The sequence below is a fragment of the Xanthomonas sp. GPE 39 genome (assembly GCF_000963005.1).
Lineage (GTDB): Bacteria > Pseudomonadota > Gammaproteobacteria > Xanthomonadales > Xanthomonadaceae > Xanthomonas_A.
On record NZ_JZHZ01000007.1, the window covers coordinates 1,292,484 to 1,316,117 of the forward strand.

The 23,634-nt window shown below is 63.8% G+C and carries 19 protein-coding genes and 1 tRNA gene; 8 read left to right on the forward strand and 12 right to left on the reverse strand.

Going from position 1 to position 23,634, the window contains the following annotated elements; translation table 11 throughout:
- Positions 1 to 85: 85 nt before the first annotated feature.
- The 7 genes from XALGPE39_RS05435 to XALGPE39_RS05465 all read right to left on the reverse strand — a co-directional run bounded on the left by XALGPE39_RS05435 (position 86) and on the right by XALGPE39_RS05465 (position 5,405).
- A tRNA-Arg gene (locus tag XALGPE39_RS05435) sits at positions 86 to 162 on the reverse strand.
- A gap of 441 nt (positions 163 to 603) precedes the next feature.
- The gene (gene thiD / locus XALGPE39_RS05440) at positions 604 to 1,413 is read right to left on the reverse strand and encodes a bifunctional hydroxymethylpyrimidine kinase/phosphomethylpyrimidine kinase (protein WP_045727308.1); all 810 of its coding nucleotides are present in this window, start codon (positions 1,411 to 1,413) and stop codon (positions 604 to 606) included.
- Between the two features lie 178 nt (positions 1,414 to 1,591).
- Complete coding sequence (locus XALGPE39_RS05445; protein ID WP_045727309.1) at positions 1,592 to 2,266, reverse strand: YoaK family protein; 675 nt, start codon at positions 2,264 to 2,266, stop codon at positions 1,592 to 1,594.
- A 51-nt stretch (positions 2,267 to 2,317) separates the two neighbouring features.
- On the reverse strand, positions 2,318 to 2,767 hold the full coding sequence (locus XALGPE39_RS05450) for a hypothetical protein (RefSeq protein WP_045728991.1): 450 nt from the start codon (positions 2,765 to 2,767) through the stop codon (positions 2,318 to 2,320).
- 38 nt (positions 2,768 to 2,805) lie between these two features.
- Complete coding sequence (locus tag XALGPE39_RS05455; protein ID WP_045727310.1) at positions 2,806 to 4,206, reverse strand: PhoH family protein; 1,401 nt, start codon at positions 4,204 to 4,206, stop codon at positions 2,806 to 2,808.
- 82 nt (positions 4,207 to 4,288) lie between these two features.
- The gene (locus XALGPE39_RS05460; RefSeq protein ID WP_045727311.1) at positions 4,289 to 4,768 is read right to left on the reverse strand and encodes a peroxiredoxin; all 480 of its coding nucleotides are present in this window, start codon (positions 4,766 to 4,768) and stop codon (positions 4,289 to 4,291) included.
- 61 nt (positions 4,769 to 4,829) lie between these two features.
- Positions 4,830 to 5,405, reverse strand: coding sequence for a glycine cleavage system protein R (locus XALGPE39_RS05465; protein WP_152624825.1), 576 nt, complete (start codon positions 5,403 to 5,405; stop codon positions 4,830 to 4,832).
- Positions 5,406 to 5,549: 144 nt separating this feature from the next.
- Between XALGPE39_RS05465 and dapA the strand changes: the two genes are divergently transcribed.
- A complete protein-coding gene (dapA, locus tag XALGPE39_RS05470; RefSeq protein WP_045728993.1) occupies positions 5,550 to 6,458 on the forward strand; it encodes a 4-hydroxy-tetrahydrodipicolinate synthase in 909 nt (302 codons plus the stop codon).
- Between the two features lie 17 nt (positions 6,459 to 6,475).
- Positions 6,476 to 6,994 carry a hypothetical protein gene (locus XALGPE39_RS05475; protein ID WP_045727312.1) on the forward strand — a complete coding sequence of 173 codons (519 nt, stop codon included), beginning with the start codon at positions 6,476 to 6,478 and terminating at the stop codon, positions 6,992 to 6,994.
- A 200-nt stretch (positions 6,995 to 7,194) separates the two neighbouring features.
- On the opposite strand, the gene fdxA is transcribed toward XALGPE39_RS05475, so the two are convergent.
- The 5 genes from fdxA to XALGPE39_RS05500 all read right to left on the reverse strand — a co-directional run bounded on the left by fdxA (position 7,195) and on the right by XALGPE39_RS05500 (position 11,212).
- The gene (gene fdxA, locus XALGPE39_RS05480) at positions 7,195 to 7,518 is read right to left on the reverse strand and encodes a ferredoxin FdxA (RefSeq protein ID WP_045727313.1); all 324 of its coding nucleotides are present in this window, start codon (positions 7,516 to 7,518) and stop codon (positions 7,195 to 7,197) included.
- A 92-nt stretch (positions 7,519 to 7,610) separates the two neighbouring features.
- The gene (locus XALGPE39_RS05485) at positions 7,611 to 8,513 is read right to left on the reverse strand and encodes a 2-dehydro-3-deoxygalactonokinase (protein ID WP_045727314.1); all 903 of its coding nucleotides are present in this window, start codon (positions 8,511 to 8,513) and stop codon (positions 7,611 to 7,613) included.
- Positions 8,510 to 9,439, reverse strand: a complete 930-nt coding sequence (locus XALGPE39_RS05490; protein WP_045727315.1) for an SMP-30/gluconolactonase/LRE family protein — start codon at positions 9,437 to 9,439, stop codon at positions 8,510 to 8,512. Before XALGPE39_RS05490 ends, XALGPE39_RS05485 begins: the two co-directional genes overlap by 4 nt.
- Positions 9,440 to 9,443: 4 nt before the next feature.
- Complete coding sequence (gene dgoD, locus XALGPE39_RS05495; protein WP_045727316.1) at positions 9,444 to 10,595, reverse strand: galactonate dehydratase; 1,152 nt, start codon at positions 10,593 to 10,595, stop codon at positions 9,444 to 9,446.
- On the reverse strand, positions 10,592 to 11,212 hold the full coding sequence (locus tag XALGPE39_RS05500; RefSeq protein ID WP_045727317.1) for a 2-dehydro-3-deoxy-6-phosphogalactonate aldolase: 621 nt from the start codon (positions 11,210 to 11,212) through the stop codon (positions 10,592 to 10,594). The genes dgoD and XALGPE39_RS05500 overlap by 4 nt, the downstream gene beginning before the upstream one ends.
- A gap of 281 nt (positions 11,213 to 11,493) precedes the next feature.
- Between XALGPE39_RS05500 and XALGPE39_RS05505 the strand changes: the two genes are divergently transcribed.
- The 6 genes from XALGPE39_RS05505 to xylA all read left to right on the forward strand — a co-directional run.
- Positions 11,494 to 12,456 (forward strand): LysR substrate-binding domain-containing protein, encoded by a 963-nt coding sequence (locus tag XALGPE39_RS05505; protein ID WP_045727318.1) that lies wholly within the window; start codon positions 11,494 to 11,496, stop codon positions 12,454 to 12,456.
- A gap of 409 nt (positions 12,457 to 12,865) precedes the next feature.
- On the forward strand, positions 12,866 to 15,721 hold the full coding sequence (locus tag XALGPE39_RS05510; protein ID WP_343123026.1) for a TonB-dependent receptor: 2,856 nt from the start codon (positions 12,866 to 12,868) through the stop codon (positions 15,719 to 15,721).
- Positions 15,722 to 15,914: 193 nt separating this feature from the next.
- On the forward strand, positions 15,915 to 17,840 hold the full coding sequence (locus XALGPE39_RS05520; RefSeq protein WP_052690006.1) for a sialate O-acetylesterase: 1,926 nt from the start codon (positions 15,915 to 15,917) through the stop codon (positions 17,838 to 17,840).
- 101 nt (positions 17,841 to 17,941) lie between these two features.
- A complete protein-coding gene (locus tag XALGPE39_RS05525) occupies positions 17,942 to 20,833 on the forward strand; it encodes a TIM-barrel domain-containing protein (RefSeq protein ID WP_045727320.1) in 2,892 nt (963 codons plus the stop codon).
- Positions 20,834 to 21,120: 287 nt separating this feature from the next.
- On the forward strand, positions 21,121 to 22,614 hold the full coding sequence (xylB, locus tag XALGPE39_RS05530) for a xylulokinase (RefSeq protein ID WP_045727321.1): 1,494 nt from the start codon (positions 21,121 to 21,123) through the stop codon (positions 22,612 to 22,614).
- A 36-nt stretch (positions 22,615 to 22,650) separates the two neighbouring features.
- The coding region (gene xylA / locus XALGPE39_RS05535) for a xylose isomerase (RefSeq protein WP_045727322.1) at positions 22,651 to 23,634 on the forward strand (984 nt) is incomplete at its 3' end.

Consider the following 23,634-nt stretch of genomic DNA (forward strand, 5'->3'; position numbering starts at 1 on the left):
TCGCGGGCGCTTTGTTCGTCGCCGCGATTGAGCTTGCTAAAAACAAAAAAAACGACAAGCAACAGCTTGTCGTTTTTTATCTGACTGGTGCGCCCGGAGAGATTCGAACTCCCGACCGCCTGGTTCGTAGCCAGGTACTCTATCCAACTGAGCTACGGGCGCGTTGTCAGGAGCGGAATTATGCGTGAGATGGTTGGAGGCGTCAATCCTTCCTTCAAAAAATTCAGCCGATCTCGTTCAGCGAGGCCTTGCGCCAGGATTACCGCTTGCTCGATTCAGGAGGTGTGGCCGGCCGGCTCGGCTCGGGCTGTACGCATCCATGGGCATGAGCTTGCGGGCATGCGCAGCTCTACACACCAATCTTCCGGGGGCGCCAGCACTCCCGCAGGGCGGCCTGGGGCAGGCTGAAAAGCAGATCCACTGTCGTGCCCGCCATCGCGTAGGTGGTTCAGATCAGTGCGTACCTCGGATGCGCGCATCATCTTGGGAGGTTCTGCCACAACAGCTTTCGCTGCGGCGAAGGCGTAGCGACGAGTAGATGCTGGAGCGGTGTCGATTGCAGGCAGTGGCGCGATGTCTCTTTCCCGCGATGTACAAGCTTGTTCATTCGCCGCGTGCGGCGCCGAAATGGTCCAATACAACCACTGCGCTGCGACCAGGACGGTAGCTGCCGCGCAGTGCGCGGGCCACGTAGTCGATCGCCGCTGCGCAGGCCGCTGCCAATGACAGGCCCTGGCAGAGTTGTGCGGCGATCGCCGCTGCGAGGGTGCAGCCCGTTCCGTGCGCGTCCAGCGGCAGCCGTGCATGGCTGAATTCGCTGCGGCTGGCGCCATCGTCGTAGCGGTCGATCACCCGTTGGCCTTCGTGTAGATGGCCGCCTTTCAGTAACACTGCGCGCGCGCCAGACTCAAGCAGGGCGGCGATCGCGTGCTCGGCATCGTCGGCGTTCTCGATCGGGCGACGCAGCAGTAATTGCGCTTCCGGAATATTCGGTGTGACCAAGGTCGCCAACGGCAGTAGGCGCTGGCGCAGCGCGTCCAGCCCATCGTCTTCCAGCAGGGTGGCACCGCTGGTCGCCACCATCACCGGGTCCAGAATCACGTAAGGCGGGCGGTGGTGTTCCAGCGCATCGGCGACCAGGTCGATCACCGCAGCATTGGCGAGCATGCCGAGCTTGACCGCGGCGATGTCGAAATCGGCGAAGCAGGCGTCGATCTGCGCGCGCAGGAATGGCAATGGCGGAATATGCACGGCGGTGACGCCGCGGGTGTGTTGCGCGGTGAGTGCGGCCGCCGCAGACAGGCCGTGCACACGGTGCGCGGCGAAGGTTTTCAGATCGGCCTGGATTCCGGCGCCACCACCGGAATCGGTGCCGGCGATGCTCAGCGCGGAGACGGCGATGGGGTCGTTCATACCTGGATTGTGCCGTGCTGGCGATGCCTTGGCGATGGTGTGCTTAGCGCCGCTAACAACACGGCGGTGTTGCCGCTGTTTGGGCACAGGCAGTGCGTTGAATCCTCATGTGCTGGCAGCACCCTGGGTTGCTTACGTGCTGTCCGCGCTCACCCGCGACTGGCGAGGCTTTTGTTGATCACTCTTCGCGCTCACGGTAGCGGGAGTGCAGGAGCAGGATGTACAGCGTGCCGGCCGTGCCAGTCAGCAGCGCCGGCACCAACAGCGCATTGAAGCCGATGCGGCGGTACGCCAATGCGCCGATGACGCCGCCGAGCAGGAATCCGCCGATGATCAGCAGACTCAGACGGATGCGCTGGCGCGGTAGCGGTAGGCCGCTGAGTGCCTGGCCCAGGCCGATTCCTAGATCGGTGAACATGCCGGTGAGGTGGGTGGTGCGTACCACTGTGCCGCTGTAGATCGTGGTGGTGGCGTTTTGCAGGCCGCAGGCGGTTGCGGCGAGCAGAGCGCCAAACAACGGCTGATGTTTGAATGCCTGTATTGCCGCAAGTAACAGCAGTGACTCCAGTGCGAGCGCCAGACCATAGCGCCGGCTCAGGCGCAGCCGGCGATCCCGCACGAGGCCGCCCGCCAGCACCGCGCCGCTCAGGAACGCCAGCACCACACCACTGAGTTGACCGATGGCGCGCAGGTCAGCGTCAGCCAGCGCCGCGCCGAGCAAGGTCGTGGTGCCGGTGAGGTGGGTCACCGCCTGATGCTCGAAGCCGAGGTAGCCCACCACGTTGACCATGCCGGCCACGCTGGCCAATGCAGCGGCGAAAATCCAAGCCCAGCCTGGCAACGCGAAGCTCATGCGGTTTGCTGACGCGCATGTATCTGACAGCGGCGCAGGCACGCGGCCATCTCAGTGGCTGCCGTTGACCGCGATCTCGGAGAAGCTAAGGTTGGCCGGATCGTAGACCGCGCCCCAGAAGCGACCGCCGCCGCCACAGGCGCGTACTGCATCGACGCTTGGGTTGCGATTGCTGTCGTCGTCCGGGGCGAAAGCGTTGACATAGATCGCTTGCTTACCGTTGTACACGATGCCCACATATTGGCGATCTGAGCCCGATGGATCGGCGATCTGCGGCTGTAGTTGCGCCAGATGCGCTTCCAGTTGCGCGATCTGCTCAGGCGTTGGAATCCAGTAGCCGCTCACCGCGCGCTCGTGGTGTGCGGGGCTGTCGCGCGCGCAGGTGTCCAGCACCTGTGCGGCGGTGCTGTTACGCGTGATCACCCACGATTGCCCGACCTTGAGCGCGGTTGGTACGCTGGCTGGACCGGGTGCGGTGGCGCAGGCGCCGAGCAGGGCCATGACCAGTGCCGCGCCGCTCAGGCGCACGCCCACGATACTCACAGCACCTCCGAGGCATAGTCGGCCAGACGTGAGCGCTCGCCACGGCGCAGGGTGATGTGCGCGCTGTGCGGCCAAGCTTTGAAGCGGTCCACCGCATAGGTGAGGCCGGAGGTGGTTTCGGTCAGATAGGGGGTGTCGATCTGTTCGACGTTGCCCAGGCAGACGATCTTGGTGCCGGGGCCGGCACGAGTGATCAGCGTCTTCATCTGCTTGGGCGTCAGGTTCTGCGCTTCGTCCAGGATCAGATAGCGCGACAGGAACGTGCGCCCGCGCATGAAGTTCATCGAGCGGATCTTGATCCGGCTGGCGAGCAGGTCGTTGGTCGCCGCGCGGCCCCAGGCGCCGCCTTCCTGGGTGTGGGTCAGCACTTCCAGGTTGTCGGTCAGTGCGCCCATCCATGGGGTCATCTTTTCCTCCTCGGTGCCAGGCAGGAAGCCGATGTCTTCGCCGACGCTGACCGTCGCACGGGTCATGATGATTTCGCGGTAGCGCTGCTGGTCCATGGTCTGTGCCAGACCCGCCGCCAGCGCCAGCAGGGTCTTGCCGGTGCCGGCGGTGCCGAGCAGAGTGACAAAGTCGATTTCCGGGTCCATCAGTGCGTTGAGCGCGAAGTTCTGCTCGCGGTTGCGCGCGGCAACGCCCCACACCGCGTGCTGGCCACTGCGGAAGTCGTCCACCAGCGCCAGCGTGGCCTTGCGGTCAGCGTTGACCTTGGTGACGCGTAGTTCCACCTCGTCGTCGCCGGGCAGATATAGGTACTGGTTCGGATACCAGTCCTCGTCGGTGGCCAGCGCAATTTCGTAACAGGTGCGCCCCTTGTCGCTCCAGCTACGCAGGTCTTGGTTGTGTTTCTGCCAGAAATGCTCTGGTAGTTCGATCGCGCCGGTGTAGAGCAGGCTGAAATCGTCGAGCGCGCGGTCGTTCTCGTAGTCTTCGGCGGCCAGGCCGCTGATCGCCGCCTTGATCCGTAGGTTGATGTCCTTGGAGACCAGAATCACCGGCGTTTCCGGACGCTCCTCGCACAGCGCCAGCACGGAGGCCAGAATCTTGTTGTCCGGGGCGACGCTGCCGAAGCTGCGCGCGGGCTCGACCGGCTGGATCTGGAAGTACAGCTTGCCGATGCCGCTGTTGCTCTTGAGTTGGATGCCTTGCGGGTGACTCAGTGGGATGCCGGAGGCGATCTGCTCGGCGCCGGCGCCTTCGATCAACTCGTTGAGGAAGCGGCTGACCTGCCGTGCGTTGCGGCTGACTTCGGACATGCCCTTCTTGGCGTTGTCCAGTTCCTCGATCACCTGCATCGGCAGGAATACGTCGTGTTCCTCGAACTTGAACAGCGCGGTCGGATCGTGCATGAGCACATTGGTATCCAACACGTAGATGCGCTTGCCTCGGGTCATCGTGGATTCCTGGAAAAGGGGCAGGGAAAAACCATCGCCGCCTGCTTGGCAGGGGGATGCGATGTACTGTGAACCAGGGTTGTCACTGCTGGGTGGCGGTCTGCAGTGTGTCGAGAACGGCCTGGGCGTGACCGGCAACCTTGACCTTGCGCCAGCTGTGCAGCACTTGGCCCGAAGGCGAGATGAGGAAGGTGCTACGCTCGATACCGAGCACCTGACGGCCGTACATGTTCTTTTCCTTGATCACGTCAAAGGCGTGGCATAGCGCCTCGTCGGCATCGCTGATTAGTGGAAAGCGGAAGCCTTGCTTGGCGCAGAAGTTGTCGTGCGACTTCACCGAGTCGCGCGATACACCAAGCACCACGGCGCCGGCTTTCTGGAATTGCGGCAACAGCGCGTTGAAATCCAGCCCTTCGGTGGTGCAGCCAGGCGTGCTGTCCTTGGGATAGAAATACAGCACCAGCCAGCCACCGGCATAGTCGCCGAGCGTTGCGCTGGTGCCCCCAGACAGGGCCAGCGGCAAGGTCAGCGTGCTTCGATCCAGGGTATCGCCATCCTTCATGGGGTGTCCTCCGCGTGCATCGCCATCATCGGCGTTCGGTTGCGTCGCTGTCCAGCGCGTCTCAGAACTTCATCGGGTCCATGATCGCGTCCAGGTTGAGGTGGTCGCAGAATTCGAGGAAGTCGTCGCGCAGTGCGGCGATGTGCATATTCGCCGGCACCCCGATCGTCACCTGCGCCGAGAACATTTCCGCGCCGGTCTGCATTGCGCGGTAGCGCGTGCTTTGCAGGTTTTCGATGGTGATGCCCTGGCGGTCGAAGAAATCGGCCAACTGGAACAGGATGCCCGGTTTGTCGGCGGCGATGACCTCGACGATGTAAGGCAGCAGGTTGGACTGCGCTTGCTTGGGGCCGGTGCGGTACCACACCAGCTTCATGCCTTCATCGCGCTCCAGCCGGGTGAGCATCGCTTCCAGTTTGGCCACCGCGTCCCAGGAGCCGGTCGCCAATGCGGTCACCGACACGTCGCGACCGACAGTGGCCAGACGCGCATCGACGAGGTTGCAACCGCTATCGGTGATACGACGTGTGACCGGCAATAAGGGCGACTCCGGATGCGTCGAGTAGGCGTTGATCAGGAGGTGGTTCTCGGTCGGCGCGGGCCGGGTTGTGGTGTCTGTCAAAGGGGCTTCCGGCATTGCGTATGGCTGAACGGCGTCAGGGCAGTGGCCCGACATGAAGTGCAGCATACTTGCCCGCGCTTTCGGGCCGCAAGTAACATGCACGGCAAACCCGTCGGCGCAGGCCGCGCGGCCCTCATTTCCCAGCGAGCACTCGGCATCTTGTCTCTCTCCGGCATCATCACCGCTCTGGCCACGCCCTTCCAGGTCAATGGCGATCTCGATCTCGACGCCTGGCAGCGGTTGCTCAAGGCTCAGCTCGGAGGCGGTGTTCAGGGTGTCGTGGTGGCGGGATCGACCGGCGAAGCGGCCGCGTTGCTGGATGATGAATACGATCTGCTGATGCGCGAGGCGGTTGTTGCCATCGGTGGGCGCGTGCCGGTGCTGGCTGGCACGGGCTTGTCCGCTACCGCCAAGACCGTGGCGTTGACGCGTCGCGCGGCGGCCAATGGCGCGCAGTACGCGCTGGTGGTGACGCCGCCTTATGTGCGTCCGACGCAGGCTGGCTTGCTGGCGCACTACACGCAAGTGGCCGATCAAGGTGGCCTGCCGGTAGTGCTGTACAACGTGCCAGGACGCACCGGCTGCGATTTGTTGCCTGAAACCGTGGCGCAACTGGCGCAGCACCCCGCGATCGTCGGCATCAAAGAGGCCAGTAGCGATCCGCAGCGTATCGCCGCGCTCGCGGCCCTGCGCAGTGAGCACTTTGCCGTGCTGAGCGGTGACGACGGCAGCGCCGCGCAGGCCATGCTGAGCGGCTTCGACGGCCTAATTTCGGTGGCGTCCAATGCCTTGCCCGGCGCCTATCGCCATTTGTGCGATCTGGCGCGGGCCCAGCAGGTCGAGCCGACGCAGGCCTGGGATGCGCGTCTGCGGCCCTTCCACGCCTTTTGCGGCATCGAATCCAACCCGATCCCGGTCAAAGCGCTATTGCAGCGTGCCGGGATCGGCCAGGGCTTGCGGCTGCCGCTGCTGCCGTTGTCGGCGGCGCACCATGCCACGGCCGACCGTCTTGCTGCCGACGCCGTCGCGTTGGAACATTTATCCAGCCGCGAAACGCTCGCGGCCTGACCCCAGGAGATTGATTGATGCGTGCTTCCGTTCCCTACGTCCGCGTGCTATCGGCCGCCGTTCTGGCGACCACCATGGTCGCGGCCACCAGCGGTTGCCACTGGTTCCACAAGGGCAAGCCGCGGGGCGATTACTTGTTGCCGCCCGCCATGCGGCCGCTGGAAGTGCCACCGGACCTGAGCGTGCCAGATACTTCGGCGGCGATGAAGGTCCCAGCGCTGGCGTCGGCCCAACGTCCGGCGGCGGCCCAGGCTCCGGCCGCGTCCAATAGTGGCTTCGTGGTGCCGGGCGCGCGCGATCAGGTGTTCGGCCAGGTCGGCGATGCCCTGGGCGGTATCCCGGGCGTCACCATTGCCAGCAGCGCGAAATTGCTCGGCTCCTATGACGTGGGCTATGAAGGCAGCAATTTCCTGATCCGCGTGGTGCCCGTGGATGCCGGGGTGTCGGTGTCGGCGGTCGATGCGCGTGGCCTGCCGGCGTCCGGTGAGGCCCCGGTCAAGCTGATCGAGGCGCTGAAGGCCAAGCTCGTCCACTGAACTTGAGCAAGCGTTGGCAGTGTGGCGTTCGCGCCCGCTGTGGCGCGCAAAACATGAAACGGGCACCTCAGGGTGCCCGTTCGTTTTTGTGTCGCGGCGTTTTTGATGTGGTTGTGCGCGAGCGTCACCAGGTTTTTCGGGAGCGCTCGTGCTGGCCGGGCAGGCATGGAGCTGCACAGCCGCGCATGATTGCGCGTCGCCTATTTCTGCAGTAACGACAACTTGTTTGGTTTGCCGTCCCATTCGGCCGCATCTGCTAGCGGTTCCTGGCGCGTGGTCAGGACCGGCCACGCTTTGGCCAGTTCCGCGTTCAACGCGACGAAGCCTTCCTGGCCGGCCGGCACGTCATCCTCGGGATAGATGGCGTTGGCCGGGCATTCCGGTTCGCACAGGGTGCAGTCGATGCACTCGTCCGGGTCGATCACCATGAAGTTTGGGCCGGCGTGGAAACAATCCACGGGGCACACCTCCACGCAGTCGGTGTATTTGCATTTGATGCAGTTTTCAGTGACGACGAAAGGCATGGTTCGATCCGTAAATTAAGCCTGCAATTCTAAAACAGTCGATGTCGTGGAGTGGAGAATGGATCCGTGGCCGCTCGCCTGACGGGGACGGATCAACTGGCGATGCCGCCGTGCTGCCGTGCCAGCCGGTATAGCCCGCGTGCGGCCAGATCTTCCGGGTGGGTGTGCACGGTACTGCCGAGTGCGCGCAATGCGTGCGTGTAGCGCGTCAGCAGGCCGCTGCCTCCGACCAGATGCACCATTGGCGCCAGCGGCAGGCGTGCGCGCAGTTCGTGGCCGATCAGCAACCCGGACAGGTAGGACGGCGCCGCCGCTGCGCTCAGGCGTTCGAACAATCCCAGGCTGCGCACGCCGAACAGATGATGCAGCAATCCTCCGGGATCGCCGCTGCGCTGCACCCCGGCAGCGAAGCCGGGGGCATCGAACGTGGCGTCGTCGGGTTCCATCAGCCGCGCCAGCAGGCTGTGTTGGCGCAGCAGTGCGTAGAGTTCGCCGGTCATCATTGTCACCAGTGCGGCGATGCGGCCGTGTTCCAGATCCACCCATTTGCTGTGGGTGCCCGGCAGGCAAACGCTGTGGTGGGCGTGGTCCTGCCGCTCCTGCGCCAGGATGTCGAGCAGCCCGATCAATTGGGTTTCCTCGCCACGCATCACGTCCGGCACGGGTGCATGGGTGCTGGTGGCGACGCCGGGTACGAACCACAGCGTGCGTCCAGGCAGCGCCGGATCCTGCAGCGGGCGCATCGCCGCAGCGAGTGCGGCGGTGTCGGCGGGGCAGGGCGCGTAGGGCAGTTCGATCCATCCATTGCGGCTGCCGATCATGCCGCAGAGCACGACGTCGCCCGGCCAGGTGTCGATCAATGTGGCCAGGGTCGCGGCGAAATGGCCTTGGCAGACCGCGATGCCTTGATCGCTGCGGCGTTGTTCGAGGATGCCGCCGTCGGCGTCGAGCCGATAGCCGCGCAGGCTGCTGGTCCCCCAGTCGATGACGATCATGCGCTGGCGATGCGTCCTTCGGGCAGGCCGGCAATGCCGACTGCGGCGACGAACACGCCACCGGCCTGCGGTGTGCGCGCCAGTTCGGCCTCGCTGTGGTCCTGGCGCGAGGTGCTCAGGTACAGCGTGGTGCCGTCTGCACCGCCCAGGGCGGGACAACTGGGATGTTTGACCGGCAGTGCGACACGCCGCTCGATGCTGCCATCTGGGCGGTAGCGCACCACCTGCCAGGCGCGCCATTGTGCGTTCCACACATGGCCTTCGGCATCGACGATGGCGCCGTCCGGTTCGCCGCCGTCGCGCTCCAGTTCGACGAACACTCGGCTATTGCTGGTGTGAGCACTGGCGGCGTCGTAGTCGCAGCACAGGATGCGTGGTTGCACCGAATCGCAGTAGTACATGGTGCGGCCATCGGCGCTGAAGCAGATCGCGTTGGGAATGGCCACGCCGGGCAGTGGCAGTCGGCGTAGACCGTGGCGCGCGGACCATTGGTAGAAGCTGCCGACCGCTGCCCGATCGGCGCGCTCGCTCATGGTGCCGAACACGAAGTTGCCGTGGCGATCGCTGCGGCCATCGTTGCTGCGGGTGTCGTCGCGCTCGGGTTCGAGTTCGGCGAGTTGCTGCAGCGGCAACAAGGTGCTGGCCGTGTCGGTGGCGGCATCCGGGTCGGCGACGTACACGCCCTTGACCATCGCCAGCAGTAGCCGACCATCGTCGAACAGGCCCAGGCAGCCGGGACGGTCGGGCAGGTCCCAGTGCCGGGTCGCGCCGCTGCCTGGGGCGTGCCGCCACAAGCGACGGCCGGTGATGTCGACCCAGAACAGTACCTGGCGATGCTCGCACCACAGGATGCTTTCGCCATGCGCGCAGCGGCTATCCACGGCCAGCGTCGCGCTGTGTTGGGCACAAGAGGCGTGTGTGTTCATGCAATCACCATTCGGCGATGCTGCCGTCGGCGTGGCGCCAGACCGGGTTGTGCCAGTCCGGTGGATTGGCGCTGGCATGGCGCAGGCGGTCTTCGTCGATTTCCACGCCCAGGCCCGGTTTGGGCAATGCGGCGATGCTGCCGCTCGCGTCGCAGGCGAAGTCGTCCTGATTGAGCACGTAGTCGAGCAGGTCGGCGCCTTCGTTGTAGTGGATGCCGATGCTTTGCTCCTGCAGCACCGCGTTGTGCGAGACGAAGTCCACCTGCAGGCAGGCGGCCAGGGCGACCGGGCCGAGCGGGCAGTGCGGGGCCAGGCCGACGTCGTAGGTCTCGGCCATGCTGGCGATCTTCAGGCATTCGGTAATGCCGCCGGCGTGCGAGAGATCCGGTTGCAGCAGCGACAGGCCACCGGCTTGCAGCACCGGTTTGAAGTCGAAGCGCGAGAACATGCGCTCGCCGGCGGCCAGCGGGATCGGTGTGGCCGCGGCCAGGCGCGGGTAGTACTCGGCCAGTTCCGGCAGCACCGGCTCTTCCACGAACAGCGGCTTGAACGGTTCCAGCTCGCGCAGCAGCACGCGCGCCATCGGCGCGGCGACCCGGCCATGGAAATCGATCCCGAAATCGATGCTGGTGCCGAAGGCCTCGCGGATCTGCGCGACCTTGGCGATTGCCGCGTCCACCGCGCGGGGGCCGTCGATCAGCTTCATCTCCTCGGTGCCGTTGAATTTGAATGTGTCGAAACCGAGGTCGCGGTAGCTCTGGATCTGCGCGATGGTCGCCGCGGGGCGGTCGCCGCCGACCCAGCGATAGGTTTTCATGCGTTCGCGTACCAACCCGCCCAGCAGTTCGTAGACCGGCACGCCGAGTGCTTTGCCCTTGATGTCCCACAAGGCCTGGTCGATGCCGGCAATGGCGCTCATCAGGATCGGGCCGCCGCGATAGAAGCCACTGCGATAAAGCAGTTGCCACAGATCGTTGATTCTTCCGGGATCCTTACCGATCAAATAGCCGCTGAGTTCGTGTACCGCAGCCTCGACGCTGCGCGCGCGGCCCTCGATGACCGGTTCGCCCCAGCCGGTAATGCCTTCGTCGGTTTCGACCTTCAGAAACAGCCAGCGCGGCGCCGCGTGGTAGGTGGTGAGGCGGACGATTTTCATGCGCGATCCTGATAGGCGTGGCGGAAGGCGGCGGCATGTGCCTGGGTCTGCGCGAGCGCTTGTCCCGGTCGATACAGTTCGCCGCCGATGCCGGCGCCGATTGCACCAGCGGCAAGGTAGTCGTGCAGGGTGTCGATGGTGACGCCGCCGACCACGAACACCGGCACCTGTGCCGGCAACACGGCACGCAATGCGCGCACATGGCCGGGGCCGTAGGTGGCGGCGGGGAATAGCTTGAGCATTTGCGCGCCGGCGTCGAGTGCGGCGAATGCCTCGGTCGCGGTAGCGAAGCCGGCCACCACTTGCAGGCCGCGCGTCAGTGCGTGGCGAATCAGCGTTGGGCAGGTGTTGGGGGTGACGATGAAGCGCGCGCCCAAGTCGGCGAGGGTATCGACGTCGTCGATATGCAGCACGGTGCCGCCGCCGATCCAGCAATGTTGGCCGAACGCCTGCGCGGCGGAGCCGATGCTGTCGGCCCAGCGTGGCGAATTGAGCGGGATCTCGATGGCGTCGTAACCAGTGTCGACCAACGCGCCGACATGCGCCAGTGCGTCCTCGGGCGGGATGCCGCGCAAGATCGCAATCAGGGGGAGTTTGAACACGGAGGTGGCGGGCATCGGCTTAGCTGGCAGGGAAATACACGGCGTGCGCCGCGATAGGGACAGAGAAGTGGCGAGCCATCGATGCCGCAACAACGCGCCGAGCGTCCAGCGCCTCCGCGTTGACGCGGACCCGCAAACGGGTCCGTCGGTTGGGAGAGAACGGTGCAACGGCACTGCGACAAGAGCAGCCGCGAACAATTAGCGTGCGCGTGTCAGCTATGTGCTGCAAATGAAATTTTAGGCATATCCTATTCTTCTTGCGAATACAAAACCCCCATTCAGGATGTTCGTTCACGATGATCGCTTCCAATAATCCCTGGTTCAATGCATCGCGCTTGAAGACCCGGCATCTGCTGCTGTTGCTGCAGTTGCACGAACACCGTTCCGTGTTGCGCGCCGCAGAGGCGGCGAGCATGACCCAGCCGGCGGCGTCCAAGTTGCTGGCAGAGATGGAGGACTTGTTGGGGGTGCGCCTGTTCGAGCGGCATGCGCGTGGGGTGGAGCCGACCTGGTATGGGCAGGTGCTGATCCGCCGCGCCCGCGCGGCGATGTCGGAGATCGGTCGTGCCCAGGAGGAGATCGCCGCGCTGCGCCAAGGGCGCGTGGGTCAGGTTTCGATCGGCACGGTGGTCAACCCGGGGACCAATCTGGTGCCGCAGGCGATTATCGAGGTCAAGCGCGAGTTTCCGGGCATCTTGGTACGGGTGGAGATGGATTACAGCCGGCCACTGGTGGCCAGGCTGCTGGATGGCCAGCTCGACATCGTGATCGGTCGCATCCTTGGCCCATACGGCGGCGAGGAACTGGACTTCGAGCCGTTGGCGGACGAGCCGCATTCGGTGGTGGCGCGTGCCGGTCATCCGTTATCCGCCCGCGCGGAGCTGCGCCATGCTGATCTGGCGCGGTACGGCTGGGTGTTGCCACCGCTGGACAGCGTGTTGCGCGCACGCCTGGATGCGATGTTTCTGGAACATGCGGTGCCGGTGCCGCAGAACGTGATCGAAACCTCGTCGTTGCCGGTGATCACCAGTTTGTTGCGTGGCAGCGATCTACTCGCTGCGTTGCCGGCGGAGGCGGTGGCGCCCTATGTGCAGGCCAAACTGCTGACGGTGCTGCCGATTGGGTTGGGCGTGCGGATGGAGTCGTTCGGAATCATCCGTCGTCGCGATTACCTGCTGCCACCGGGTGCCGAGCGCGTGTTGATGGCGTTGCGCAACGCAGCACGACGTTTGTATCCGGAGCATGTGTCGCTGGCGTGAGCTGTGTGGTGCCGCGATTGCGGCTGCGGAGCAATTGGGGTGTTGATGAAGGCGTGCGTGTGCGTGTCACCCGCGTGGGTGCGGGTGAGATGTGCGAGTGGGTTCACATAGTCCAAACGCACATAGCTCATCCGGAAACTTTCATTTGTTCGTTTTGTGGTTCGTTCCTAGTCTCGCTCCATTACGGTGGATAGTTAATGCGATGTGAGCGCCGTGTATGGCGCTCATGCGGCCATCGATCCGCTGTGGTTCTTGTCACGTTTTTATTTTTTCAACTTATCTGGCGGAGCGTTTTCGCGCATCCGTTGCCTGTGTCTGTGTGCGTGTATCCTGGGAGGGATTGGTCATGTCATCGCAGTACCCACTCGGCTCGGCTCTGCCGACCGAACGGCCGTGTGCAACGCACATTCTGGCCCGCTCCGTCATCGCTGTGAGTATCGGTTTATTGCTCAGTGCGCAGGCACTGGCACAGCAGGCCGACGATAGCGGCAATAAAAAAAATGCGTCCGTCACCGAACTCGATGCGGTGCAGGTCAAAGGCGTGCGCGGCAGTTTGATCAAGTCGCAGTCGATCAAACACGATGCTGAACAAGTCGTCGATTCGGTCAGTTCCGAGGATATCGGCGCGCTCCCCGATCGCAGCGTGACCGAGAGCCTGCAGCGGGTCAGTGGCGTGACCATCGATCACTTCATGGCCCGCAACGATCCTGATCATTTCTCTGCCGAAGGCAGTGGCGTGATGATTCGCGGCATGACCCAGGTCCGCGGTGAGCTCAATGGTCGCGACAGCTTCAGCGCCGCCAGTGGTCGTGGCCTCAGCTTCGAGGATGTCCCGGCCGAACTGATGGCCGGTGTGGACGTTTACAAGAATCCATCGGCCGAGATCATTGAAGGCGGACTTGGCGGTACGGTGAACCTGCGCACGCGCATGCCGTTCGACCAGCCGGGGCGCAGCATCGCTTTCAACGCCGACGCCAACTACGGCGACCTCAGTAAGACCTACAAGCCGTCCGGCTCGTTCCTGTTCAGTGACCGCTGGAACACCGACCTGGGCGAAATGGGGTTCATGCTGGACGCGGCGTACTCGTCGATGGCCACGCGCAGCGATGGCGTGCAGGTCGAGCCGTTCGTGCGCCGTACCGATCCGGCGTTGCTGGCCGGGACCAATTTTTCCAAGGTCTATGTGCCGGGTGGGGTCAACTGGCGGCAAATGGATTCCGAGCGCAAGCGCAAGGGCATCGCGGCCGCGTTCCAGTGGCGTCCCAGTGATGCCACCGATATCTATGTGCAGTACCTGCGCTCGACCTACGACATGAACTGGCAGGAGCACGCGGCGTTCTTCAACGATCAGAGCAATGCGGTCGGCCCTGCGCCGGGGACCATGTTCACCTATAACGACGAAGGTCGCTTCGTCAGTGGTGAGCCGGTGTCCAGCTCCTGGCGCGGCAATATCACCGGGAATGACGGCGTGCGCTTCTATACCCAGAATCGCTACGCGCAGCAGACCACCACCACCGCGGATCTGTCCGGTGGTTTCACCCATCGCCTGACCGACCGCTTGAGCCTGCGCGGCGACATGCAGTTGGTGCAGTCGCACAGCGATGCGCTGGATTTCACCCTATTCGATTCGATCTACCTGCCGGGCCTGACCTTCGACCTGAGTGGCAAATACCCCTCGGTGACGCTTGCCAATCCTGGTTATCTCTCCGCTCCTGCCAATTATTTCTGGAGCGCGGCGATGGATCACCTGGGGCAAAACAGTGGCCGCGAATTGGCCACGCGCTTCGATCTGGACTACAGCTACGACGATAACCCCTGGTTGCGCAGTTTCCGTGCGGGTATTCGCGGCACCTCCCGCACCCAGACCAACAAGAACACCCGCTACAACTGGGGCGTGATTTCGGATAACTGGGCACCCATTCCCGGGACGTCCACCGGGCTGGCGGATCTGGCCGATTACATGACCCAATCCTCGTCCTGGTACACCTTGTCGAACCTGTTCCGGGGCAATGTGAACGTACCGAAACAGTTGTATTTCCCCAGCGATGCGGCGGTCAAGGATTATGCCGGCACCACCAAGTTGATCGAGCAGATCGTCGCATTGCGCGGTACCGGCTGGTCGCCGGAACATTACCAATTGCAGGACATCAATCGTCAGTTCGAGCGTACCCAGGCCGCGTACATGATGCTGTACTTCGGCAACGATACGGCCTTGGGTGTTCCCGTGGATGGGAATGTCGGCGTACGCGTGGTACAGACCAAGACCACTGCGACGGGTTATGGTCAGTTTCCCGACCTATCTGCCAGCACCTCTTCGGCCGCACTGGCGGCGGAGTACACCGGGCAGTACTTCCCCAATAATGCCAAGGGGAGCTATACCAACGTATTGCCGAGCTTCAATATGCGCTTCAAGTTCTCCGACGCGCTGCAGTGGCGTATTGCCGCTTCAAAGGCTATCGCGCGTCCGGATTACAGCCAGCTACAGCCGTATCTGTTGCTCGCTGCGACGATTCAAGATGGCGTGGTGACGCAATGGACCGGTACCGCCGGCAACCCGAACCTGAAACCGATGAAGGCCAACCAGTACGACACCGCGCTGGAGTGGTATTTCGGCAAGAGCGACATGATGTATCTGACGTTGTTCTACAAAGACGTCAGGGATTACTTCTCCAACCAGACCGTCACCGAGATCTACAACGGCCAGCCGTGGCTAGTGACGCGTCCTTACAACATGGACAAGGGACATATCGGCGGCTTCGAATACGGGTATACCCAGTTCTTCGATTTCCTGCCAGGCTGGATGAGCGGCCTTGGTGTCAATGCCAATTTCACCTTTGTTGATAGCAATGGTGGAGTCAATACCGCGACCGATCCTTACACCAAGACCACCGTCACCGGCGTGCGCCTGCCGTTGGAAGGGTTGTCGCGGCGTAGCTACAACCTGGCCGGGATCTACGAGAAAGGGCCGCTGTCGGTGCGTCTGGCCTACAACTGGCGCTCGCGCTACCTGTTGACCGCCAGCGACGTGATCACCAAGTTGCCGGCGTGGTCGGACGATTTCGGGCAACTGGATGCCTCGCTGTTCTACCGCTTCACGCCGCACCTGCAATTGGGGATCCAGGCCAACAACCTCACCAATACGGTGACCAAGGTGCTGATGGGGCCGACGTCCTATAGCGACGGCGAGGTCGATCCGCACTTGTACACCCGCAGTTGGTTCGTCAACGACCGTCGCTATTCGCTGGTGTTGCGCGCCAACTGGTAATGGTGATCCTGCCGCAGCGGCAGCGCGCCGCTGACGGTCAGCGTTGCCGGACGCGATCCGGAGCGTGCCGAAACCTCGGTGCGCGCCTTGCCCTGGCGGCTACCGCCTGGGCAAGGCACACGCCTTGTCGCAAGTGGCTCCATCGGTTTCGCACGCATCTCGCCCTCGAATGACACGTTCCAGGATTCACGCCATGCCCGTTTTCAGGTTTTCCTCCGTTCGCTGGCTGACCCTGTTGGCCGTGGCGGCGCTGCCGTGGCCGGCGGCGGCAAAAGTGCAATTACCCTTGCTGTTCGCCGATGGTGCGGTGTTGCAGCGCGATGTGCCGATGCCCGTGTGGGGATGGGCTACCCCGGGGGCGCGCATCCAGGTACGTCTGGATGGTGCGCAGGCCAACGCCGTCGCTGCGCTGGATGGTCGCTGGCAGGCACAATTGCCAGCGCATGCGGCGGGCGGTCCCTATGTGCTGGAGGTGCAGGGCGACGGTAGCCAGCAGCGGATCGACGATGTGCTGATCGGCGATGTCTGGCTGGCCAGCGGCCAGTCCAATATGGAAATGCCGATCGTGATGGCGCGCGACAGCGCAAGCGAGATCGCCGCCGCGAAGGACCCGCAATTGCGCGATTTCAAGGTGCCGCACACCTGGTCGCCGCAGCCGCAGCCGCGCTTGGCCGGCGGAGCATGGCAGGCCACCACGCCCGAGCATGCCTACACGTTTTCCGCTGTGGCTTATTTTTTCGCGCGCGAACTGCGTAAACAGACAAGCGTGCCGATCGGCATCATCGACAGCACGTGGAGTGGCAGTTCCATCGAGGCATGGATGGACCGCTCAGCGTTGGGCATGGACCAGGCGCAGATTGCACAGCGCAACGCCGAGCAGCAGGCCAAGGACGCGCGGACCCTGGCGCAGGTGCGCGAGCGCATCGCACGTTGGCCGGCGGTGCAGGACAGCGCGCAGCAGTGGCGTGCGGCGGATCTGGACGACAGTCAGTGGGACCACATTTCGGTCGAACGCACTTGGGAAAGTAGCGGTTACGAGGGCATGGACGGTATCGCCTGGTACCGCACTTCCTTCGTCCTCAGCGCCGCCGAAGCCAAGGCTGGAATTGTGCTGGGCGTGGGCAAGGTTGACGATTCCGATGTCACGTATGTCAATGGTCAGCAGGTCGGCAGCACCGACAACCGCTGGAACCAGGCGCGCGTGTATCCAGTGCCGGCGACGGTGCTGAAGCCTGGCGTCAACTCGATTGCGGTACAGGTGACCGATCTCGGTGGCGGTGGTGGTCTGCATGGCGAGGATAGCGAGCGTTTCGTCGAAGTCGCTGGTGGTGCCAGACGCCTATTGCAGGGTTGGACATTCCGCCCGGCCAAGGTCACGGTGAATTTGAGCGATGACAAGTACCACGAGCCGACGTTGCTCTATAACGCCATGATCCATCCGTTGCAGCCGTTCCCGGTTCGCGGCGTGATCTGGTACCAGGGCGAGAGTAATGCCACCGTGTCCGGCGCGCTGCGTTATCGCGAGCAGTTCGCCACGCTGATCCGGCACTGGCGCGAGGAACGCGGGCAGCCACAACTGCCTTTTCTGTGGGTGCAACTGGCCAATTTCCGTGCTGGTAGCGACACGGACGATCTCAGTCCATGGGCGCTGCTGCGCGAATCGCAATCCAAAGCGCTGGCGCTGCCAGCGACGGCGCAGGTGGTGACCATCGATATCGGCACGCCTGGCGATATCCATCCGCCCGACAAGCAGGATGTCGGTCATCGTCTGGCGCTTGCCGCGCGCCACGTCGCCTACGGTGAAAACCTGATCTACACCGCGCCGATGCTGGCCGATGCGCATTTCGGTCACGGTCAGGCGAGGCTGCGTTTCGATCTGCGCGGCAGCGCGCTGGCAGTACGTGGTGGCGGGGAATTGCATGGTTTCGTTGTTGCCGGAGCCGATCGCCGCTTTCATCCTGCGCAAGCGCGCATCGAGGGCGACCACGTGCTGGTGCGCAGCGCGGCGGTGCCGCAGCCGCAGTCGGTGCGTTACGCCTGGAGCGAGAACCCGGCCGACGCCAACCTGGTCAATCGCGAGCAATTGCCAGTGTCTCCGTTCCGTACCGATACCTGGTGAGCTGCGGCGCTTTCCGGTGGTTCTTATCCCGCAGCCAGCATGGTGTGCTGGTTGCAGGTGTCTGCTGCAATTTTAGGTTTGCGTGTGGGAAGGGAACGAGGATGCATATTTCCAGTCACACCGTCCGTTCGATGATGACGCCGCTGCGGCATCTATTCGCCGTGGTTTTGGCGATGAGTGTGTGCGTTGCCGACGGCGCGCTCGCCCAGCAGGTGACCCAGCAGGCCGATGGCATCACCGTGCGGCCCAGCGCCAAGGGCAGCGTGCCGGTTCGCCTGCAGGTGGTGGACAGCAATCTGTTGCGGGTCAGTGCCGATCCGCATGGCACCTTCCAACGCACCCCGAGCCTGATGCGTGTGCCGGTGCAGGGCGATACCGGCTTCCGTTTCGAGCGTCAGGGCGATGCGGTGCGGATCCGGACCGCCAGATTGAGCGCACAAGTCTCCACGATCGATGGTCACGTCAGTGTTGTCGATGCGCACGGCCGGTCGTTGTTGTCGGAAGTGCCGGGTGGGCGCAGCTTTGTCCCGTTGACGGTGGAGGGCAAGGCGTACTTCAGTGTGCGTCAGCGCTTCGCCTCACCGGACGATGAGGCCTTGTATGGCTTCGGCCAGCATCAGCAAGGCTGGATGAATCAGAAAGGGCACAACATCGAACTGTTGCAGAGCAATCTGGACATGGCGGTGCCGTTTTTTCTATCCAGCCGCCACTACGGCATTTTGTGGGACAACAACGCGATCACCCGCATGGGCGATCCGCGCGGTCTGCAACCGCTACCGGCATCGTTGACCCTGTACGACGCGCAGGGCAAGCCCGGTGCGTTGACGGCGCGCTATGCGCTCGACGGCAAGCCGGTATTGGAACGGCGCGAGAAGGAGATCGACTACCAGTACATCAAGGATCTCGCCAAGTTTCCGAAACAGGTCAAGCCCGGCGACACGCGCCGCATGCAGGTGGTCTGGGAGGGCGCGTTCGAAGCCCGCAGTGGCGGCGAACATACGTTCTCGCTGTATGCCAGCGAATACACCAAGCTGTGGATCGACGGCAGGCTGGTGCTCGACCGCTGGCGGCAGAACTGGAACCCCTGGCACCATGAGTTCGCGTTGCAGCTTAAGCCGGGCCAGCGGCATACGCTGAAGCTGGAATGGAACCTGATCGATCCCAGCTACATCGCGCTGCTGCATCGCGATCCCTTACCGGCGACCGAGGCGAAGGATCTGTCGCTGTGGTCCGAGGCCGGGCAGATGATCGACTACTACGTCGTCGCCGGCGACAACGCCGATCAAGTCATCGCCGGTTACCGTGCGCTCACCGGCAAGGCGGTGTTGCTGCCGAAATGGGCCTATGGGTTTTGGCAGAGCCGCGAACGCTACAAACGCCAGGACGAATTGCTCGCGGTGCTGGCGGAGTATCGCCGGCGCAGCTTGCCCATCGACAACATCGTGCAGGACTGGTCTTACTGGCCCGAGGATGCCTGGGGAGCGCACACCTTCGACAAGAGCCGTTTCCCCGATCCCGATGGCATGGTCAAGACGGTGCACGACCTGCACGCGCACATCATGATCTCGGTATGGCCCAAGTTCTATCCGAGCACCGCCCACTACAAAGAACTCGACGCGGCCGGCTACATCTACAGACGCAATGTCCAGGTCGGTGAACGCGACTGGATCGGCAAGGGTTACAAAAATGCCTTCTACGATCCTTACGCGGCCCAGGCGCAGGCGATCTACTGGCGCCAGGTCGACGAGACGCTCAACCGCAAGGGGTTCGATGCCTGGTGGTTGGATGCCGACGAACCCGACGTGCATTCCAACCTGGATATCGCCGAGCGCAAGGCGCGCACTACGCCGACCGCGCTGGGGCCTTCCACCGAGTTCTTCAATTCCTATCCGTTGCCGCATACCCATGGCGTCTACGCCGGTGATCGCGCTGCCGATGGCAAACGCGTGTTCATCCTCTCGCGCAAGGGCTACGCCGGCATCCAGCGCAATGCGGTGGCGGTGTGGAGCGGCGACATCGCATCGCGCTGGGACGATCTGCGCGAGCAGATTTCCGCCGGCGTCAACCTGTCGATGTCGGGCCTGCCGAACTGGACCTTCGATATCGGCGGTTTTGCGGTGGAGACGCATGACGCACACCAGGATCCGGCGCATCTGCCGGAATGGCGCGAACTCAATACGCGCTGGTTCCAGTTCGGCGCGTTCGTGCCGTTGTTCCGTTCGCACGGGCAGTTTCCGTACCGCGAGATCTGGAACATCGCCCCGGAAGGCACGCCGTACTACGCCAGCATGGCGTACTACAGTCGTCTGCGTTACACCTTGTTGCCCTACCTCTACACCCTCGCCGGCGACACCTACCACCATGATGGGGTAATCATGCGTGGTTTGCCGATGGATTTCCCGCACGATCCCAAGGTCGCCGACATCAACGACGAGTATCTGTTCGGGCCGGCGTTTCTGGTCGCGCCGGTGACCTGTTTCGGCGCGACCTCGCGTCAGGTGTACTTGCCGGCCGGGACCAGTTGGATCGACTTCAACAGCGGCAAGCGCTACGACGGCGGCCAGACCATTGATGCGGCCGCGCCGCTGGAGCGCATGCCGTTGTTCGTGCGTGCCGGCGCGATCGTGCCGACCGCGCGCGTGCAGCAGTACGTTGACGAAACGCCGGATGCGCCGCTGACGCTTGTGGTCTATACGGGGGCCGATGGTCGCTTCTCGTTGTACGAGGACGATGGCAATGGCTACGGCTACGAGCAGGGGCAATTCAGCCGGATTCCATTGGCCTGGGACCAGCGCACAGGGGTGTTGACCATCGGCGCGCGCGAGGGTCGCTGGCCGGGGATGCAGGCCCGGCGTACCTTCAAGGTGCGCTTCGTCGATGGTCCGCGTGCCGATACCGGCGCACTTGAGCCCAGGGCCGACCTGCAGGTGCAGTATCGTGGCGATGCCGTGCGTGTGGCCAGGCCTGTGGCTTCGTCCCCGGCGCTGCACTGATTCCGGAGCCCGCCCACGAGCCTTGCTGCAGCGCACACACTTGTTGCAGTGCACACAGACGTTGCTGCATGCCGTGTTTCCAGGCGCTCCAGTTTGCTTCGCACTTGCCTCGATGCACATCGCAGGCGCGCCGGCAAGCTGATGCGATGCGTGCCGGAGGTCGGCGGGGCTGAGCAACAGGCGTCTGTCGGACTACACTGTGTCGACGGCGGCCTGCCCCTGGCCGCCGCTTTTTATCTTGGAGCGACAATGGACCTGGGTTTGCGCAACGAGCGGTGGGTGCGGCGATGAGCCTGTATATCGGCCTGGATGTGGGCACACAGAGCGTCAAACTGCTCGCCTATGATGCGGACAGCCGCCGCGTGGTCGCCACGCACGGTCATGCGCTGGAGCTCATCAGTCGCGACGATGGCACTCGCGAACAACAGGCGCAGTGGTGGATCGACGGTATCGTTGCCTGCTTCGCCGCGCTCGGTGCCGAACGCCGTGCGCAGGTCCGGGCGATCGCCGTTTCCGGGCAGCAGCACGGTTTCGTGCCATTGGACGCGCAAGGGCAGGTCACCGCGCCGGTCAAGCTGTGGTGCGATACCAGCACCCAGCGCGAGTGCGAGGAGATCATGCAGGCGGTCGGTGGCGCGCAGCGCTGCGTGGAGTTGGCCGGTAATCCGATCATGGCCGGCTATACCGCTTCCAAGCTGCCGTGGACGCGCAAGCATCGTCATACGGCCTACGCCGCGATGACCTCGGTGCTGTTGCCGCATGACTACGTCAACTTCTGGCTCACCGGCGAGCGTTACACCGAATTCGGTGATGCCTCCGGCAGCGGCTGGTTGGATGTGCGCAGCCGGCAGTGGTCCGCGCCGCTGTTGCAGGCGATCGATCCGCAGCGCGACCTGGCTGCGGCGCTGCCGCCGCTGGTACCCACCGAGACCACCTTCGCCCTGTCCGCCACGGCGGCGCAGACACTGGGGTTGCCGCGCCAAGTCCTTGTCGCCACTGGTGGCGGCGACAACATGATGGCCGCGATCGGCACCGGCAATGTCGTGCCTGGGCGTCTCACCATGAGCCTAGGCACCTCCGGTACCCTGTTCGCTTATGCGGACCACCCGGTGGTGGACCCCGATGCGCGTTGGGCTGCGTTCTGCTCTTCCAGCGGCGGCTGGCTGCCGTTGATCTGCACGATGAATTGCACCGTCGCCACCGAGACGATCTCGCGTTTGTTCGGCATCCAGACCGGGCAGGGCGAGGCATTGCTCGACGCTACCGCGCCCGGCGCCGGTGGTTTGCTGCTGATGCCGTTCTTTAACGGCGAGCGCACGCCCAATTTGCCTGCCGCGCGTGGGTGTCTGACCGGCATGGATCTGCACAACACCACGCCGGCGCATTTCTATCGCGCGGCGATGGAGGGCGCCACTTATAGCCTGCGCAACGGCTTCGATGCGTTTGTCGATGCCGGCCTGCGTTTTGATTCGATCTACGTCACCGGCGGTGGCAGCAAGAGCGCCGGCTGGCGTCAGCTCATCGCCGATCTGTTTGCGTTGCCGGTGCATGTACCGGCTCAGGCCGAAGGAGCCGCGTTCGGCGCCGCGCTGCAGGCGCTGTGGGCGGATGCTCATGGCCAGGGCGCGCGTTCCAGTCTGGCCGAGGTCGTGCTGCAGCATCAACAGAACGATGCGGCACTGTCCGCGCAGCCGGATGCGCAGCGCGGCGCACAGTACCAGGCGCATTACCGTACCTTCCTGCAACATTTGCAGGCCATTGGCCCGCTCTACGCGGGTTGATCCCCTCTCCCCCATCACGCATATCAGGACTTTGCAATGAGCAACTCCGTTTACATCGGCGCCAAGGAATATTTTCCGGGCATCGGCCGCATTCCGTTCGAAGGCAAGGCCTCGGACAACCCGCTGGCGTTCAAGGTGTACGACGCCGACAAGCAGATTGGCGGCAAGTCCATGGCCGCGCACCTGCGTTTTGCGGTGGCGTATTGGCATAGCTTCTGCGGTAACGGCGCCGATCCGTTCGGTCCGGGCACGCGCGCCTATCCGTGGGACGCCGGCAGCGACGCGTTGGCGCGGGCCGAGGCCAAGGCCGATGCGGCGTTCGAGTTTTTCACCAAACTCGGTGTGCCGTATTACTGCTTCCACGACGTGGATCTGGCCCCGGACGCGGAGGCCATCGGCCAGTACGAGAAGAATCTGCAACACATGGTCGGCATCGCCAAGCAGCGTCAGGCCGACACCGGCATCAAGCTGCTGTGGGGCACGGCCAATCTGTTCTCGCATCCGCGCTACATGAATGGCGCGGCGACCAACCCGGATTTCGACGTGGTGGCGCGCGCGGCGGTGCAGGTCAAGGCGGCGTTGGAGGCGACGGTGGCGCTGGGCGGGGAGAACTACGTGTTCTGGGGCGGTCGCGAGGGGTACGCGTGCCTGCACAACACGCAGATGCGGCGCGAGCAGGAACACCTGGCGCGCTTCCTCACCCTGGCGCGCGACTACGGGCGCAGCATCGGCTTCAAGGGCAATTTCCTGATCGAGCCCAAGCCGATGGAGCCGATGAAGCACCAGTACGATTTCGACAGCGCCACGGTGGTGGGTTTCCTGCGCCAGCACGGGCTGGAGAAGGATTTCAAACTCAATATCGAAGCCAACCACGCCACGTTGTCCGGGCACAGTTTCGAGCACGATTTGCAGGTGGCCTCGGATGCGGGGTTGCTGGGTAGCATCGACGCCAATCGCGGCAATCCACAGAACGGCTGGGACACCGACCAGTTCCCGGTGGATCTGTACGACACGGTGGGG